Source organism: Salinivibrio proteolyticus (assembly GCF_001996165.1).
In the GTDB taxonomy this organism is placed as follows: domain Bacteria; phylum Pseudomonadota; class Gammaproteobacteria; order Enterobacterales; family Vibrionaceae; genus Salinivibrio; species Salinivibrio proteolyticus.
On the sequence record NZ_MUFP01000018.1, the window covers coordinates 91,814 to 107,872 of the forward strand.

The 16,059-nt window shown below is 45.4% G+C and carries 22 protein-coding genes, 1 tRNA gene and 3 pseudogenes; 20 read left to right on the forward strand and 6 right to left on the reverse strand.

What is annotated here, in order from left to right:
- Positions 1 to 6: 6 nt before the first annotated feature.
- The gene (locus BZJ19_RS13400; RefSeq protein ID WP_077675991.1) at positions 7 to 1,278 is read right to left on the reverse strand and encodes an NRAMP family divalent metal transporter; all 1,272 of its coding nucleotides are present in this window, start codon (positions 1,276 to 1,278) and stop codon (positions 7 to 9) included.
- A gap of 443 nt (positions 1,279 to 1,721) precedes the next feature.
- Between BZJ19_RS13400 and BZJ19_RS13405 the strand changes: the two genes are divergently transcribed.
- The 8 genes from BZJ19_RS13405 to BZJ19_RS13440 all read left to right on the forward strand — a co-directional run bounded on the left by BZJ19_RS13405 (position 1,722) and on the right by BZJ19_RS13440 (position 7,708).
- Positions 1,722 to 2,930, forward strand: coding sequence for a NupC/NupG family nucleoside CNT transporter (locus BZJ19_RS13405; protein ID WP_077675992.1), 1,209 nt, complete (start codon positions 1,722 to 1,724; stop codon positions 2,928 to 2,930).
- Positions 2,931 to 3,109: 179 nt separating this feature from the next.
- A tRNA-Ser gene (locus tag BZJ19_RS13410) sits at positions 3,110 to 3,200 on the forward strand.
- 470 nt (positions 3,201 to 3,670) lie between these two features.
- Positions 3,671 to 4,303: a hypothetical protein gene (locus BZJ19_RS13415; RefSeq protein WP_077675993.1), complete on the forward strand. Its 633-nt coding sequence runs from the start codon at positions 3,671 to 3,673 to the stop codon at positions 4,301 to 4,303.
- Between the two features lie 313 nt (positions 4,304 to 4,616).
- Entirely contained in the window at positions 4,617 to 4,910 is a 294-nt protein-coding gene (locus tag BZJ19_RS13420; protein ID WP_162274224.1) for a hypothetical protein, read from the forward strand.
- A 112-nt stretch (positions 4,911 to 5,022) separates the two neighbouring features.
- Positions 5,023 to 5,721, forward strand: a complete 699-nt coding sequence (locus BZJ19_RS13425; RefSeq protein ID WP_268794314.1) for a sulfite exporter TauE/SafE family protein — start codon at positions 5,023 to 5,025, stop codon at positions 5,719 to 5,721.
- Positions 5,722 to 6,036: 315 nt separating this feature from the next.
- Positions 6,037 to 6,447: a GNAT family N-acetyltransferase gene (locus BZJ19_RS13430; protein ID WP_077675994.1), complete on the forward strand. Its 411-nt coding sequence runs from the start codon at positions 6,037 to 6,039 to the stop codon at positions 6,445 to 6,447.
- A 207-nt stretch (positions 6,448 to 6,654) separates the two neighbouring features.
- Complete coding sequence (locus BZJ19_RS13435; RefSeq protein ID WP_077675995.1) at positions 6,655 to 7,140, forward strand: GNAT family N-acetyltransferase; 486 nt, start codon at positions 6,655 to 6,657, stop codon at positions 7,138 to 7,140.
- An 85-nt stretch (positions 7,141 to 7,225) separates the two neighbouring features.
- A complete protein-coding gene (locus BZJ19_RS13440; RefSeq protein ID WP_235608243.1) occupies positions 7,226 to 7,708 on the forward strand; it encodes a hypothetical protein in 483 nt (160 codons plus the stop codon).
- A gap of 41 nt (positions 7,709 to 7,749) precedes the next feature.
- On the opposite strand, the pseudogene BZJ19_RS17285 reads toward BZJ19_RS13440, so the two are convergent.
- A pseudogene (locus tag BZJ19_RS17285) lies at positions 7,750 to 7,851 on the reverse strand (IS110 family transposase); the annotation flags it as partial.
- 138 nt (positions 7,852 to 7,989) lie between these two features.
- On the opposite strand from BZJ19_RS17285, the pseudogene BZJ19_RS13445 reads away from it, so the two are divergent.
- From BZJ19_RS13445 to BZJ19_RS13485, 9 genes and pseudogenes are all read left to right on the forward strand, one after another.
- Positions 7,990 to 8,184 (forward strand): annotated as a pseudogene (locus tag BZJ19_RS13445) (N-acetyltransferase family protein); the annotation flags it as partial.
- A gap of 65 nt (positions 8,185 to 8,249) precedes the next feature.
- On the forward strand, positions 8,250 to 8,558 hold the full coding sequence (locus BZJ19_RS13450) for a cupin domain-containing protein (RefSeq protein ID WP_077675996.1): 309 nt from the start codon (positions 8,250 to 8,252) through the stop codon (positions 8,556 to 8,558).
- 93 nt (positions 8,559 to 8,651) lie between these two features.
- Entirely contained in the window at positions 8,652 to 9,038 is a 387-nt protein-coding gene (locus BZJ19_RS13455) for a VOC family protein (protein WP_235608239.1), read from the forward strand.
- Between the two features lie 70 nt (positions 9,039 to 9,108).
- Positions 9,109 to 9,948 carry an MBL fold metallo-hydrolase gene (locus BZJ19_RS13460; protein WP_077675998.1) on the forward strand — a complete coding sequence of 280 codons (840 nt, stop codon included), beginning with the start codon at positions 9,109 to 9,111 and terminating at the stop codon, positions 9,946 to 9,948.
- Between the two features lie 48 nt (positions 9,949 to 9,996).
- Entirely contained in the window at positions 9,997 to 10,617 is a 621-nt protein-coding gene (locus tag BZJ19_RS13465; protein WP_077676042.1) for a DUF2726 domain-containing protein, read from the forward strand.
- Between the two features lie 71 nt (positions 10,618 to 10,688).
- Positions 10,689 to 11,117, forward strand: a complete 429-nt coding sequence (locus tag BZJ19_RS13470) for a bleomycin resistance protein (RefSeq protein WP_077675999.1) — start codon at positions 10,689 to 10,691, stop codon at positions 11,115 to 11,117.
- A 73-nt stretch (positions 11,118 to 11,190) separates the two neighbouring features.
- Complete coding sequence (locus tag BZJ19_RS13475; protein ID WP_077676000.1) at positions 11,191 to 11,724, forward strand: GNAT family N-acetyltransferase; 534 nt, start codon at positions 11,191 to 11,193, stop codon at positions 11,722 to 11,724.
- Positions 11,725 to 11,780: 56 nt separating this feature from the next.
- Positions 11,781 to 12,260, forward strand: coding sequence for a GNAT family N-acetyltransferase (locus BZJ19_RS13480; RefSeq protein WP_077676001.1), 480 nt, complete (start codon positions 11,781 to 11,783; stop codon positions 12,258 to 12,260).
- A gap of 62 nt (positions 12,261 to 12,322) precedes the next feature.
- Complete coding sequence (locus BZJ19_RS13485; protein WP_077676002.1) at positions 12,323 to 12,832, forward strand: GNAT family N-acetyltransferase; 510 nt, start codon at positions 12,323 to 12,325, stop codon at positions 12,830 to 12,832.
- A 13-nt stretch (positions 12,833 to 12,845) separates the two neighbouring features.
- Here the strand turns inward: BZJ19_RS13485 and BZJ19_RS13490 are convergent, their stop codons facing one another.
- Positions 12,846 to 13,673 (reverse strand): TauD/TfdA dioxygenase family protein, encoded by an 828-nt coding sequence (locus tag BZJ19_RS13490; protein WP_077676003.1) that lies wholly within the window; start codon positions 13,671 to 13,673, stop codon positions 12,846 to 12,848.
- Positions 13,670 to 13,921 carry a hypothetical protein gene (locus BZJ19_RS13495; RefSeq protein WP_025739952.1) on the reverse strand — a complete coding sequence of 84 codons (252 nt, stop codon included), beginning with the start codon at positions 13,919 to 13,921 and terminating at the stop codon, positions 13,670 to 13,672. Before BZJ19_RS13495 ends, BZJ19_RS13490 begins: the two co-directional genes overlap by 4 nt.
- 123 nt (positions 13,922 to 14,044) lie before the next feature.
- On the opposite strand from BZJ19_RS13495, the gene BZJ19_RS13500 reads away from it, so the two are divergent.
- Together BZJ19_RS13500 and BZJ19_RS13505 are read left to right on the forward strand one after the other, a co-directional pair.
- The gene (locus BZJ19_RS13500) at positions 14,045 to 14,323 is read left to right on the forward strand and encodes a type II toxin-antitoxin system RelE/ParE family toxin (RefSeq protein WP_077676004.1); all 279 of its coding nucleotides are present in this window, start codon (positions 14,045 to 14,047) and stop codon (positions 14,321 to 14,323) included.
- 10 nt (positions 14,324 to 14,333) lie between these two features.
- Entirely contained in the window at positions 14,334 to 14,654 is a 321-nt protein-coding gene (locus tag BZJ19_RS13505) for a HigA family addiction module antitoxin (RefSeq protein ID WP_077577889.1), read from the forward strand.
- A gap of 57 nt (positions 14,655 to 14,711) precedes the next feature.
- Here the strand turns inward: BZJ19_RS13505 and BZJ19_RS13510 are convergent, their stop codons facing one another.
- A complete protein-coding gene (locus BZJ19_RS13510; protein WP_069587544.1) occupies positions 14,712 to 14,948 on the reverse strand; it encodes an RNA recognition motif domain-containing protein in 237 nt (78 codons plus the stop codon).
- Positions 14,949 to 15,064: 116 nt separating this feature from the next.
- On the opposite strand from BZJ19_RS13510, the pseudogene BZJ19_RS13515 reads away from it, so the two are divergent.
- Positions 15,065 to 15,217: pseudogene (locus BZJ19_RS13515) on the forward strand (OsmC family protein); the annotation flags it as partial.
- A gap of 75 nt (positions 15,218 to 15,292) precedes the next feature.
- Here BZJ19_RS13515 and BZJ19_RS13520 read toward each other — a convergent pair.
- Entirely contained in the window at positions 15,293 to 15,940 is a 648-nt protein-coding gene (locus tag BZJ19_RS13520; RefSeq protein ID WP_077676044.1) for an NAD(P)-dependent oxidoreductase, read from the reverse strand.
- Positions 15,941 to 16,059: the final 119 nt, after the last annotated feature.

Here is a 16,059-nt window from a genome sequence, read left to right on the forward strand (position 1 = left end):
ACTTTGTTACATCAACCACTTCCACCAGATAAATACTGCTAAAAAGCCGAATAAATATATCAGGCCCACGATCGCCAGTGCGCGCATCGACTTACTCATGGTCACTTCAGGCGGTAAGCGGTGTTTGGTCACCAAAATATAGTTGAGCAATGCAAAGAACGGCGTGGTCACGAATGCAGCAATCATGGCGAAATCGAGCATGGTTAGCAATGCACCGGTCCAAAACGCGACAATACCGAGCGCTAACACGGCCGTGATTAACATCCAGCCTTGAGTCACCAGTGGCGAGGCTTGTGGCTGGCGACGCAATAAGCGCTGCGATTCAGACACGACCCGCGCATACCCGTCAATTACGGTAATGGTGCTGCCGAAGATACAGAAAAAAGCGACCACCGCAATCAAGTAGCGGGACCATTCACCAATCGTGGCGGCATACAGGCCAACCAATTGATGCGAAAAGCCAATCCCAGATTGCTTTAATTCAACCCCACTGCCATGCAACAGCAGGGCACCGAGCGATAGAAACACAATCGCCAATGCAGCGGTGCCGATATAGCCGACGTTAAAATCAAACAGCGCCGCTTTAGCATTAATGGGCTCAGATTGCGCTTTACGCTTTAGCCACACCGAGGTGATGCTAGAAATTTCAATCGGGGCGGGCATCCAACCCATGGTGACCACGATAAAGCCAATCGCCGTGATTGACCAAATGGACGGAGCCTGAAAATTAGACTCAACCGCGACAGGGTTGCCGATTGCCACAGTCACCGCGACCAAGGTGGCACAGGTGAGCGTCGCCATGATCACTTTAGATAGCCAATCCAATGCCTTGTAATGGCCAGCAATTAGAATGACCAAACAAGTCATTACAATAATGATGGAAAGGGCGGTCAGGGAGAGATCAAACGGCACAAAATAGCTCAGCAGACTGGCGCTAAATAAAGTCAGTGCGGCTGTATTGATCACGCCGGATACCGCGCTGAGCACGATAAAAAGCCACAGATACCCGCGGCCAAGGCGGGCATAGCCCTCTACTAAGGTTTCGCCGGTTCCTGCTGTGTATTGTACGCCTGCGCGGAAAAAAGGGTATTTAAAGAGATTTACCAGCAGGATCAATGCGGCCAATTGCCAACCATAAATGGCACCGGCTTTGGTTGAGGCAACCAGATGAGAGCCACCCACGGCGGCAGCGGCCATCATAATGCCCGGCCCCAAGGCGCGAACACGTTGGATCACAGATAAACGCGACCCGGCCTCATGAGGAGAGACGGTTTGCATGATTGTTTCCTTTATAATAATTGCGTTGTTGTGTTTGTTTTTATCGCTATTTGATTAATTTTATTGTCAATAGCAGGTTATCAATAACATATGAGCGATCTGTGTCAATCAATCTTGCCAAAAAACCGTCTCGCAGCCTATCCGACCATCGTCGTAGCGCTCAGTGAGCGGCTGAGAATAAAATGTGATCAAAGGCCAAATTTAGCTGGAAATGCGATTCAAATCACAATAGAATGCCCGCCCAACATGCGCTCTTCGCCAGCCCAAAGGCAAAGAGTGGCTGTGTCGCGATTCGCGGCTGAAGAAAAAGTGTCCAAGGTTGGGCCCACCTTCACCGAACCCGCGGTACGATGAAACGCATGATGGAACCTCTTGCCACCTTGGCAGCGTGTCGTACTCATCTGTACCGCAAGTGCAACACAACACGGCAAGGTATTCTATTTATGCAACTTCTCTATAGTGCGGCCGGCATCGTCGCTCTGTTTTTGTGCGCCTATGCGTTCTCCTCTAACCGTAAAGCGATCAACTGGCGTACAGTGCTTGGGGCATTTGGCCTACAAGCGGGTTTTGCCGCACTGGTGCTTTACATTCCAGTAGGACAAGCCATGCYGGGCTCTATGAGCAATGGCGCGGCGAAGCTGCTTTCATTTGCCAACGAAGGCATTGAGTTTGTATTTGGCCCTCTCGCCAACGATGGGTTTATTTTCGCTGTTAAAGTTCTGCCGCTAATCATTTTTATCAGTGCGCTGATATCCCTCCTTTATCATCTCGGCATTATGCAGTGGGTTATTAAACTTCTCGGCGGTGGCATACAGCGATTACTCGGTACCAGCCGAGCAGAGTCTCTGGTGGCAACCAGCAACATCTTTCTTTCTCAGGGCGAATCTCCTTTGGTAGTTCGCCCTTTTCTTAGCCAAATGACACGCTCTGAGCTCTTCGCTGTGATGGTGGGAGGCATGGCCTCGGTCGCCGGTAGTGTGTTAGGCGGATATGCGGCGATGGGTGTGGATTTGAAATACCTGATTGCCGCGAGCTTTATGGCTGCCCCCGGCGGACTTTTGATGGCAAAAATCATTGTGCCGGAAACACAGACGCCCGCAGAACAAAACCATGTAGAGATCAGTGACAGCGACCAAGCCAATGCGATTGACGCCCTCGCCAGCGGCGCGATGAACGGCATGAAAGTCGCGGTGGCTGTGGGCACCATGCTGGTGGCCTTTATCAGCGTGATTGCGATGCTAAACGCTGGGCTGAGTAGTTTAGGTGAGTTGGTCGATATTGACGGTCTAAGCCTAGAAATGCTGTTTGGCTACCTGTTCTCACCGCTGGCACTACTCACCGGTGTACCGGTGCACGAGATCTTCACCGTGGGTAACTTACTTGGCCAGAAAATTGCGCTTAACGAGTTTGTTGCCTTCTTATCGTTTGCTGATATCAAAGCGAACTTGTCGGTGCAAAGCCAAGTCATTGTGACCTTTGCCTTGTGTGGCTTTGCGAATATCGGCTCGATTGCCATTCAGCTCGGCTCTATCGGTGCGATGGTGCCGGAGCGTCGCAAAGATGTGGCAAGCTTAGGCGTGCGCGCAGTGATTGCCGCCACCTTTGCTAACCTAATGAGTGCGGCTCTGGCGGGTATTTTTATCGCGCTATAAGTACTGCGCGGTAACGAGACTCGGTTAAAGTGTCTCAGTAAAGTAGGGCGATTGGCGGCAAGCTAATCGCCTTTTGCTAGCAATATCGCCAACCTGATCACGGCTTGAGCGAACAGACCAAAAGCGGCAAATAAAGGGTTTACAAGCCACAGCGAACCCAATAATATACGCCGCGTTCCGGAGAGATGGCTGAGTGGTTGAAAGCACCGGTCTTGAAAACCGGCAAGGGTTAATAGCCCTTCTAGGGTTCAAATCCCTATCTCTCCGCCACATACTGAAAAGCCGCTGATTATTCAGCGGCTTTTTTGCATTTATGCCCCCACAAATCCCCAAAACCCTGACCACGCCAACATTTTAGACGCCTTTGTCTAAACACATTACCCAGCGTTTGATAATCTAAGCCCCCTAAAATTCTCGCCCATACATGGCCTTTTGGACGCCGCCAACCAGAGGGCGGTAGCGTGGGGGTTAAAGCCAATTCATTGTCACTGCGGGCTGGTCACCTCGTTCCCACGCTCCTGCGTGGTAACGCGTTATGAGTTAGTTGGTATCGTTTCGGATGGTGTGAACGCCTGAGCCGTGATAGGCGGCATGCACACTTTCGTAGACGAGTTGATTGCTTAGAGCGTTAAAAGTGATATTAATAACAGTAGCTTAGGCGATAAGAGATGCGTATAACGGGTTTGAAAAATCGAGCACGCGCACTAATGCAATGTTATAGCCCCGAAGAGAAATAGGTTATGGATAAAGATTTAATCAAAGCGATAGCGCAAGAAATCGTCAGCGACACTATATTCAACAATTACCAGATATACGTAGTGATTATTGCAATATCAGTCATTTCCGCTGCGATCACTTCGTTGGTTTCATCTTACTACAAGAAACGTGGTGAGGATTTGGCAACAAAAGCAAATCAACAAGATATTGTCGCTCATCTAGAAGTTACTACTGAGGCTGCAGAAAAAGTAAAAGCTGTAGTCGCCAAAGAGCTTCAGGAGCAACTAGGACATAAAGTGTTGCTAAGAGAAAAGTTAGAAGCCATATTTAGCCATACATTTGAACTAGAACTTTGGCTTGAGAAGTCACGAACAGAGGCTTTCAAAAAAATTTCGCCAGACATCAATGATAGCCCTTTGTCCAAAATTGAAATGTATCAAGCTATCTATTTCTGTGAGGTTTCGGAGGAGCTAAAGGACTTGCAAGGCGCATACTATCCAGTGTTAACTTTTGTCTTGAAAATTGCTATGGGTCAAACCGGCGTTGAAAAAAGTGAAGTGGATGAGTTTACAGAGGTACATACTCCGTTTTTAGGAAGCTTGCAAAATTTTAGAGCCGCACTACTGCAAAAGTACTCGCCTCAAGCCGGGCTATAACACATATGAGCCCTTCTCCGGTCAATAGGCAATAGCATTTTTTTGGCTGCGCAGCAGCCAATGCTCTCGAACAACAAAGTCGTCTACTTCGTTCGGTCATTTCCGCCATTAAGTCATTGCTTACGGTAAACACATATAGAGGGTCTCTTACTGCGGTCTCACCGCTGCCTGCCAATCATGTGACAGGGCTATTAGACATTATATCTCGTTCCCACGCTCCTGCGTGGCAACGAATTCTGGGCTAGTTTTTATCACTAGGGGATAATGTAAACGCCTTAGTTGGGATAGGCGGCATGCGCACTAATACATTGTTATGAAACTAGAGGAAGCTATGAGCCATAAAGAAAACATTCATACGCTTTTTGATGATATGGCTAGCGAAATGGCCGCCTTCATTAAAGAGTCCCAAGGCAGTTTTAGCGAAGGCTGGGTGCCAGCAACCTATATCAAAGACCAGTTACAGCTGAAAAAATCTGCCTACCCACAAGGGAACAAAATAGACAACGAAACTGGTTGGCTATTTGCAACGCTAGCTCGCCATTTACAAGACAAAGAAAAGGTCGATTTCAAGAAGATTGGCAATCGCTCGTTCTACAAATGCAAGTAATCAAATTTCATAACAAAGCGCAGCAGTTTGCCACCTGTGGCGGCCGGACTCGCGTCGCTCGCCGCTGTGCGCGGCGTTATAGCGCAAGGAGAAATCGAAGATCGAATATCTATTGGGGTTAATAGCATTACTGACGTCCATGGTTGCTGGCATCGTTGGATTTGGCGGTGGAATGCTTCTAATTTCAGTCCTTCCTGTCTTCCTAAGCCCTGCTTTGATAATACCAATTCATGCCTTGGTTCAATTGGCAAGTAACTCGTCACGTATGCTGTTTTCATTGAAACATGTTAGATGGCAGCTTGTTCCTCGCTTTTTACTTGGTTCAGTCATCGGTGCGTTGATGATCGGGTATGGCTTGTCTCATATTTCAATGGAGTATGTCCCAGCTGCAATTGGCCTGTATATTTTACTCAACCTATGGAGCCCAAAGTTTTCAGCGTCTGTCAGTCGATACGAAAGCTTTTATCTGATCGGCTTTTTGCAAACAGGGTTAGGGTTGGTAGTAGGTGCAACTGGACCGTTGAGTTTGAGCGTGTTAACAAAACAACTGGAATCTAAAGATGAAATCATAGCAACAAGCGCGTTATTTATGACAATTAGTCACCTAGCAAAAGTCCCCGTGTACTTGTCGTTCACTGAGAGCATGTTTTCTGATTTAGATCTTATTGTTTATATGGTTTTGGGCGCTATTTTAGGCTCGTTTATAGGAACGAAGCTTCGACTAAGTACAAAAAATGGTTATATTATTAAAATAATCCAGGCTTTATTGACCTTGCTTGCGGTTAAAATGATAGGTGAAGTTGCGTTATAACAAACGAGTATGTCGTCAATCCTAAAATTTAGCGAGGTTTTTATCCCACATCACGTCGTCTATAAGCATCGAACGTAAGACCACTACCATCTTACTTACACAGGTAATAATGGCGATTTTTGGTAGTCATCCACCATGTAAAGAGAAAAATGATACTTAATGAGTTCAATGCCATAAAAACCGTACCCACGTATGGTACCTATTCAATAGCGATATCATGCCATTCGTTATACGTGCTTAACAGAGTGATCGTAAAACTGTTTATTTATACAGTGGTAATGTGTATGCTTCAGGTGAATCAATAGGAGCATAATGATGACAATAAAATTCGAAGAAAAATTACCTAGCCCCAAAGAATTCTGTGATATGCGTGTAAAAGCCGGTCTCTCTCCAAAATCTCTTAAAGCGGCCACAATCGCTTTACCAAATAGTTTATACGGTATTTCAATAAGAAATGGCGATGATCTAATCGCAATGGGGCGTGTCGTTGGCGATGGTGCATGTAATTTTGAGGTAGTGGACGTTGCAGTTGATCCGTCTTACCAAGGTCGAGGGCTTGGTCGGCAAGTTATGGAGTATATAGACAGCTATTTATCATCAGTTGCTTTAGAAGGTTCTTATGTATCAATGATTGCAGATGAGCCTGCATTTTACGAGAAGTTAGGTTACAAGCTAGTCTCTCCATCCAGCGAAGGTATGACAAAAAAGTTTAAACCACTTACATAACGAACGACTATGTCGTCAATCGTAAAACTTTGTCGAATTTTTTGTAGTTAATAACTGCATAAAGAAAAAAGTGGTGTTTAGCGAGATCAACGCCACAAAAGAATTGAGTAGACATGGTTGCCTCCGGTATTAAAGGCCGCAACTAGGTGTGGCAGATCTTCAAGAGGGGGAGTTCATGTCGTCATGTCATTCTTTATAGGGATGTAAATGTCTGTAGAAATCAAAAGAGTTGATAAACACCATTGCCTTGATTTAGTTGAGATCTTCATTGAACTTGAGCAGTACTATTTCGGGGATAAGGCTGCGCCAGAACGGGACTTAGCCAACTATCTTAGTCATCAATTATTTTCTGAGCACTCAGGCGTAAAAGTGATCGCAGCCTTTGACCACGATAAGGTTTTGGGTTTTGCAACTTACACAATAATGTTTCCGGCACCAAAATTATCAGGCCAGATGTATATGAAAGACCTGTTTGTATCTTCCTCTGCTCGTGGTAAAGGTATCGGACTTCAATTGATGAAACACTTGGCTACTATCGCTATTACTCATAACTGTCAGCGCCTAGATTGGACAGCAGAAAGTACGAATCCGACAGCAGGAAAGTTTTACAAATCAATCGGAGCCAATTTGATTAGAGAAAAAGAGTATTACCGATTTGAAGGTAATGATTTGAATAAGCTGGCAAAATCCTGATAACAAACACCTCAATGGAAGTGCAACGCGTGGCGTTTCCAGTCCCATTGAGCCGTGGTGGTTATGGTTGTTGTGATTGAGTTTAGTGGTAATGCGTTGTCAGCGCCTTAGGCGGGCGCTGGCTATCTTAGGGAAGATCGAGAAATTTAATGAAAATAAAATTAAGCATTTATCTATTAACTCACTCCAACCGAAGCGCAGCTCTGAGATTTTAGCTGAGCTTACTAATGGAGAGGCTAAAGCATTTCCGTCAAAGACAATGACTGGAGCATGGATATGTGTTTGGAGTGAGAGTGATAATGAGCTAATAGAGTTCATTCTAGCGCAGTATAAACTGACGTTCGGTGACTTAGCTGCAATTTATGAAGATCAAGGTAAAAACCAAAATTTTCATGCTTCTCACTTTATGCTCGAAGCAAACAAAACGGTAGATGAGTTAGTCGAAATAGCAGAGAAACATCAATTAGCTCATCGCTTTAGAAAACACTTTGGTGGTCCTTTGTATGAGGTTTGGCTCGAGGATGGTCTGCTAGTTGAGTTTTGCTCTGACGAGATATCAAAACTTTAAGTGTGCAATCAGTAGCTAACAAACGAGCATGTCGTCAATCGTTAAATTTTGGTGAGATCTCTATCCCACATCACGCCGTCTCTGAGCATTGAACCTAAGCTCACCATCATCTCACGTTCACAGGCAATAATGGCAATTTTTTGTAATTAATCTCTGAATAAAGAGAAAAGTGGTGTTTAGCGAGCTCAACTTTTTTCTCCTAAAACAGTGCCTAGCTAGACAGTGTCGTCTTGATAATTCGAGTGATGGTGAACATCGACGATATAGAGTAAGGATATTGCATGGAAATTAGGACTGGCAAGCATACAGATGTGTCGGCTATTACCGACATTTTTAATTATTATATCGAAAATACCAATGCTCGATTTGAGGTAGATCCGTTCACAGTAGAGAACCGTCAAGAATGGTTTTCGCAGTTTTCAAGTCGAACGAAGCATCAGCTTTATGTTGCGATAGAAAACGGCTTAGTATGTGGTAAATGGTAATTCGCTTAAAACCTTTAGCTATAAATATACACATTTGAATGAAGGATGGAAATAAAATGAATGTTAAGCCGATTAACTTTAAAGAAAAATTCTCGCAAATGCCGGAGGTCTGGTCACCTAATTTAGTTGCTGAAATGGGTGATTGTGAGTTCAAACTGGTAAAAATAGAGGATGAGTTTGTTTGGCATGTTCACCCAGCCGACAAAGTGTTCATCGTTATTGAAGGAGTAATGGGAGTTGAGTTTAGAGATGGTTTGGTAACGATTAACACTGGAGAAATGCTAGTAGTTCCGAAAGATGTTGAGCACAAACCACTTTCAAAGGGCACATGTAAGATCATGTTAATTGAGCCTAAATCACACTAACGATAGCGGCGTCGGCTGATTGCTGAGACGACTTTATGAATTACTGGGTTACGACAGTTAATCTTTTATCGAGAAGTTTGCGAGTCACTTTCAATGAATACTAGACAAGGTTATTCCAATGGTATGTCCGTTTACCCTTCTGCATTGCTTGTACATGTACCTAACGTTAATGAAGGGCTAGAGTGGTATCGCAAGGCTTTTCCTAATGCAACGGCTATGTATTATCCAGACTTTGATTTTACCGCCCTCGACTTAAATGGTTTTCAGTTGGAAATTGTGCAAGCCGATGAAAAAGTCCGCAATGGTAAGTGCGGAACTGTGCTGTATTGGCTGGTTGATGACTTGTTAAGCGCTCTAGATCACTTTAAGGCAATCGGCGCTGAGTTATACCGCGGTCCAATGGCGATCGAGCATGGACTATCGATGTGCCAAATCACTGATCCATTTGGAAATCTCATTGGGCTTCGTGGGCCTGTTTGATGAATGAGAAGAGTGTTTTATTTTACTGATTAAATATTTATTTTTTGCTATTTAACTTATAAGAAGAGAAATGAAAAAATTAATAATACTATTTTTACTTGTTACTTTAAACTCGTATGCAAGTGATGCGGCTCCTGAAATGAATGATAAAAACGGCTATGTTGCGCCCTTTAAAATGTTCGACAATGTTTATTATGTTGGAGATAAATGGGTTTCGTCATATGCTATTGAAACAGGTGAAGGCTTAGTGATCATTGATACGCTAGACTTCCCTTATTCAAAATGGATTCCTATCAATCTCAGTAAATTAGGGCTTGAGGATAAAAAGGTAACACATATCTTTGTCACTCATGGTCACTCAGATCATGCTGGCGGAGCTCAGTACCTTCAGTCTCATTATGGTGCAAAGGTATTGATGACAAAGAGCGGTCATGATCTGGTTATTGAGCAATCACGAAAAAGTCATGGAATAAATTCATTTTTACCTCCACGCGTAGATGTTGTTGTACATGACAATATGGTACTAAGACTTGGTGAAGAAACGTTTACGTTTTATACGACACCAGGCCATACGGCCGGAGATTACTCGATAGACTTCTTTGTTAAGGATAAAGGCGTGGCGCATCGCGCATTTGTTGTTGGTGGGCATAGTATCAATGCCAAAGATTCTAAGCTTGCTAAGCAATTCTTCGAAAGTATGGACCGAATTAGAGCTATTGCATCACAGCCTCCCGCTGTGACAGTTAACTTGGCGAATCATCCACACAAAAACGACCTGTTTTTAAACCATAAAAAGCAAAGTGCTAATCCGGCGAAAAATCCATTTATAAGCAATTCTAACTTTTTTGATTTTTTGAGCAAACAAGAAGAGTTAGCAAGGGAAAAAGTCAACGAGTTGTCATTTCAATAAAATTACAATGGAATTACTTCTTCGGTGCACAATTATGGGGTGTTGATAATGGTATACCTCGGTATTTTTATCGCTTTTATCTATCTGGTGTGGAAGTTTACAAAGGCTAGCCAACCAACGGATACTCGTTGGAAGAGAAAGGAGCCGTCTCTTAGTCAAGAAATGGAGAGCTCAAAATACGCTGATAATCAAATAGATGATAATAATCCGTATAAACGCCGATTTGAGAGAGTTGAACATAAACGCCAATCACACCTTGCGACTAGAAACGAGCAGAAACTTTATTTTGCACTCCAAAAGGCACTTCCCTCTGACTATGTCATTCACAGCCAAGTGTCCCTTATGGCGCTCGTTAAGCCCGTCAACTTCCGACATAACTCTCGTACATGGGCAAAGCGTATGGATTTTGTGATAACTGACAAAACGACAAGAATACTCGCTGTGATTGAGTTAGATGATGCGACGCATCAATGGAAGAAAAGACAGGAACGCGATCTGTACGTAAATGAAGCGCTTTATGGTCATCATAAACTGATACGTATTCCGTCAGCGAGCTTTTATGAACCATCAAAAATCGCAGATATATTATCTCGTGAAGTAGATATCAAGTGTAATAACTTTGAAGAAAAACATTCGTTAAGTGATGTTAGTAAACCAAACGTCACTTAGTGTTTGATGCAAGTAAGCTCGTCAAGTGATTAAGAGTAAAAAGTTCGTTGTTTATTATATAAAGGGATTTTATGGAAGAATATTGGAACCCAATGGTGCCAGAGTTAACTGTTAGTGATTTCGAAAGGTCACTCCATTTTTATCAGGATTTGCTTGGGTTCAAAATTAGAAATCAACGCACCACACCAAAATTCGCTTACTTAGAGTATGAGAAGGTTCATATTATGATTGAACAAATGCACGACGCCGGATGGGAGACAGGGGCACTCGTCTACCCACTCGGACGAGGTGTTAATTTTCAAATAGAGTTAAGTGATATTTCGCCGGTTCTAGAACGCTTGGTTGCGTCTGAAACGTCTCTTTATCAAGATCAACAAGAAAACTGGTATGACGAAGGGACAGTGCTTTGCGGTCAACGAGAGTTTTTGGTTCAAGATCCCGATGGCTATTTATTACGCTTTAGTCAATTCCTCGGAGAGAAAGAAAAAGGTGGTTTGTAATCAATGTTCGAAACCTAACATCGAGCGAGTATCGCCATGTTTTTTATTACTTATGTAACAGAGAAACTAGCCAGTGAAAATCGTTGAGGCAACGACAGCAGATTTAGAAGCATTCTTTGTCTATCTGAATGCTCAGCTTGAAGAAAATAACACCAACAGTGCGCCAAGCTTCCAGCCGCTTTCTAAAGCATGTAGCTATGTATCCGAAGAGTTAAAAGCGAAGTTTCAAGATGGCTTTCAGTTTGAGGTGGGGCAGACAGGCTGGAGAAAACTATGGTTGGCTAAAGAAGAGAATAATACCATTGTTGGTCATATTGACTTGCGTCAGTATAACGAACCGTACAAGGTTCATCGCGTTATGCTTGGGATGGGAGTTGAAAGTCGTATTAGGCGACAAGGAGTAGGGGCGGCATTAATTAATGCCGTGGTGGTGTTTTGTCAACACACAGAGCATGTCAGATGGCTTGACTTGAACGTGCTCTCTAATAATCTACCCGCTCAAAAATTATACGAAAAATGTGGCTTTAAAGTGATTGGCAATATGTCGGATTGTTATCGAATCGATGGTCATTCTGTTGATGAGTTAACGATGACCCGTGCTATCTAGCACTAACTTTTGCGCGCGTCATGGAGATAGAGATTATCTTGAGTAAGGATACCCCCATGCACCTGACTTTCCGTCCCATCAATCTTGAAACCGATTTTGCTAATTGCGTAGCTGCACGTCGGGACGCTTTTGTGTGTAGCTTTGGCTCCGATGAGGGGTTTGAAGACTTTCTAACGGGCTATTATGAACGGGTGAGTGAACGCATGAATCAGCCCGAGTGGTTTTATCGGCATATTTTTGTCGATGGAGAATGGGCTGGGCAGCTTGAATTTCGCAGTACGTCGCCGGAGCCTGAGACTGGTTATGTGCATCTCATCTACCTTGCACCTGTTTTTCGTGGTCGAGGGTTTGCCCCTTTGCTGCAGCACTATATCGAAACCACCTTAACAAACGCGGGGTGTCGGCGAGCAATGCTTTCTGTGAGCCGTGATAACCATCGTGCGTTAGCCTTTTATCGCCAGCACGGCTGGGAATTTGTTCGCGCTAACCCCAAACATGCGAAGACCGATTTTTATCAGTGTTGGTTGCCGGCGTAGATACTTATTCGCGCCAATATGCGATTATGGCGCGATAGAATGTTTCAGTAGGCGAGTGGTTTATGACACTGATATGCCGGTCAAAAAGGCTCAATGTGCGACAGTTTCATCTCGACGATGCGCCGTTTATTGTGGAGCTGCTTAATGATGCGTCGTTTATACGCTATATCGCAGATAAAAAGGTGCGTACTGAGCAAGATGCGATCGAGTATCTCCGTCACGGGCCGCTTGCGAGTTATCAAGCATATGGCTTTGGCCTGAATCTGGTAGAACGGCGGGAAGATGGTGAGCCCATCGGCATGTGCGGTGTGCTCAAGCGCGATGAGTTGGCATATCCAGATTTAGGCTACGCGTTTTTATCGCGTTATACCGGGCAGGGATATGCCACAGAAGCCGCCGAGGCGGTGCTTGAAGCAACTCTGTTAGCGAGCGGACTGACTACGGTTCAGGCGGTGACCTTACCGGACAACCAACCCTCCAACCGCTTGCTCGAAAAGCTCGGGTTTCAGCTACAACACCAAATCATACTGTATGGGCATAGCAACAATCTGTATGAATATACCCTCACTTGAACGCCGTTAGGTGTTATTGAGCACGCTCACCCTGAACTGTGACGCGGTGTAATCGTCTGGGTGTGTCGCCATAATCGGTTACTGCGTAGTGTTGGGTGGCGCGATTGTCCCAGATTGCCACCGAGTGTTTTTGCCAGCGAAAACGAACGTGATATTTCGATTGGCGTGCTTGACTGAACAGTGTCGCAAGCCGTTGTTGGCTGTCAGCCTCTGGCCAGTCGGCAATCGTGCGAGTAAATTGCTCGTTAATAAATAGTACTTCTTGGCCGGTTTCTGGGTGGGTTTGCACCATGGCACGGCGAATGGGTGGGTAGTCTTGAGCGCGTTTCGAGACCACACTCTGGCCCTCGGCGTCTTGATGATCGTAACGACTGCCTTCAAAGGCGTGCAGTGCGTGAATGGTGTCGAGCTCGCGTAGCTCGATTTTTTCTTCGTCGGTGAGATCGGCCCATACTGCTGCCATGTCACACCAAATCGTATCCCCGCCATGTTCTGGTACATATTGCGCGTGTAAAACCGAGCACTTGGGCGGCACCGCTTGCCATGTCATGTCGGTGTGCCAATAGCTTTGGCTGGGTGGATTACCGCGGCTGGTTTCAATCACAACCACTTGCTCGTTGTCGGGCAGGTGCGGAAAAAACGGGTGAGCTGGCTCAAGCTCGCCGAAGCGTTTTGCCAGTGCGACATGTTCGTCGGTAGATAGAGGCTGCTCGCGAAAGAAAAGCACTTTGTAGCGTAAAAATGCTTGGTACAGCGCCGCAAACTCAGCCTCGGAAAGCTGGGATAAATCGATATTATCGATTTGCGCCCCTAACGTATTGCCTAAAGGGGTTATCTTCATTTGAACCATACCTTACCGCCAATAAATTTATAGGCTGGTGTGCCTCGCACCAAGGTGTCACGCGCAAAGGGCTGTTCGCATTGGGGGCAGTGACACGGCGTGGTGGTGGCATCCTCAACAATCCTTTCTTTAAAGCACTTCACCAATGCACCTTTGCCGCCTTTGCGGTATTTAAACAGTGGTGCATTACAGCGTTTACAGAAAATATCGATGGTTTTGGTGGGCCCTTTTTTATTTGGCTTTGCCATGTTGATTGATCAAGCGTCACTAGATACCGAAAGCTTGATAGTGACGAGTCGGGCGTAGGCTGTCAATTAGCTATCGTTTAATGACGCTTTACGTTATTAACGTTATCCGTTACTATTGGGTTTATGATTCGAACGTTTAATTGCAAAGATACTGAAAAGCTAGCACAGGGAAAGCGGGTAAAGCGCTTCGTCAATTTTGAGCGAGTCGCGCTTAGAAAATTGCGCCAGCTACAAATCTCAACCGATTTAGATGATCTCAAAATACCACCTGGTAACAAACTAGAGCCGCTAAAGGGTGATCGTAAAGGGCAATTTAGCATTCGAATCAATAATCAGTTCCGCATTTACTTTCGCTGGGTTCAAGGTGGTGCGGAAGATGTCGAAATCGTTGATTATCACTAAGAGGTCGCTCATGCGTACTGTAGAAGCTGTCACACCTGGCGAGTTACTAAAAGAAGAGTTCCTGACCCCGATGGGGATTTCGCAATATCGTTTGGCTAAAGAAATCGGAGTGCCCGCACAGCGTATTGGTCAAATTATTGCTGGTAAACGGGCTATAACGGCTGATACAGACCTGCGTTTATGCCGTTTTTTTGGATTGTCGAAGGGCTATTGGCTGCGTGCTCAAGTGGCCTATGATACTGAAATTACTGAACATGAGCTCGAAGATCAGCTGAATAGTATTCGCCCATGGACAGAAGTTTCGACCATAAACAAAAGCCAACACGTGTGATCGTGCTGGCTATCGCTCTCGCCTCATAGCCAATGTAAGTGCAAGGGAGCCTTTTGCTTAGTTTGCGACTTTAACGCGGATTTTGCTTTTCGCAACGCTGGTTAAGTGCAACGCCGCCATCGCGGCTTTCGCCTGTGTGTCATCAGGCATGGTCACGAAAGCAAAGCCTTTGGATTCGCCAGTCTCTTGGTCCAGCACCAGATTACATTCGGTAACATCACCATACTCAGAAAACAGCTGACGAAGTTGGTGTTCGGTAGTGGTGCGAGCAAGATTGCGAGCTAGTAATTTCATTGTTGTCCGTAATTGTCGAAGTAACAGCAACGATTGTCTCAATAAAGGGTGGCAGGACCAAGCAATAGTTTGGCGATGTGACAAATAAGCGAATCAAAGGCTCGTGTTCCGATGGTGATGGCGGCTTTGGCATTGCCGTGAAGTTGGCGGTTTCTGTCGGTGATCTGGATAAAGAGACCGCGCAGTCATTGGTCGAGCAAGCGCACCAGGTATGCCCGTATTCCAATGCCACGCGCGGCAATATTAAGGTCGAGCTGTCAGTGGTTTAAGCTGGTAAGAAAAGATCGAATAGTGAGGAGCGCTCAACGCAGCGCTCCTTTTTTACGTTTACGATCTAGCACCTGTTAGGTGCCATAGCCCACCGTGAATGCTTGCTGCAGATGCTTAGGTGTTTCGGCCTCATCAAGCATGGCGACCGCGAAGTCTTCCATTGAAATGCGAGACTGTCCGTCACTATCTGTCACTAAGGTGTCTGTCCCCAATGTGTACTGACCGGTGCGAGTACCGGGTGCGATCATGGCGGCAGGCGAGAGATAACTCCAAATCACATCTTGGCTGGCGAGGCACTGCTCATATTGCACTTGGCACGCGCGTGCAATCTCAACCGCTGAAGCAGGGAGAAATCCTTCGGCGTTTAGCACGGTTTCACCGTCAGTGCCCGGAATCATCAGTCGAGCGGCACCGCCGACAATCAGAACGCGCATTTGATGGTGGGCTGCGCCTTGGACGACGGCTTGGGTTAACACCGGTAATTGCGCTTCTTCGCCTGTCGGTGGGCGTAACGCCGTAATGGCAAGATCATGACCAGCCATTACCGATGCCACCTTGTCCGCATCGCTCAAATTGGCGGCGACAGGTTTTACGCCGTCGGGTAGCTTGCTGAATGCTGCCTCGTTACGTGTCACTGCCGTGACCTTATGGCCGCGTTGCAACGCTTCCGATACAATTCGACTACCAATATCGCCCGTGGCACCAAATACGATTATATTCATTACTTTAGTCTCCATGTTATGACTCCTGTGTGTCCTTATGCCGCGCAATAGCCAGTAAAAAGGTGGCTGTCATACGCTTGTGGTTAAACCATGCTGAACTGATTAAGTTGTGATTAACC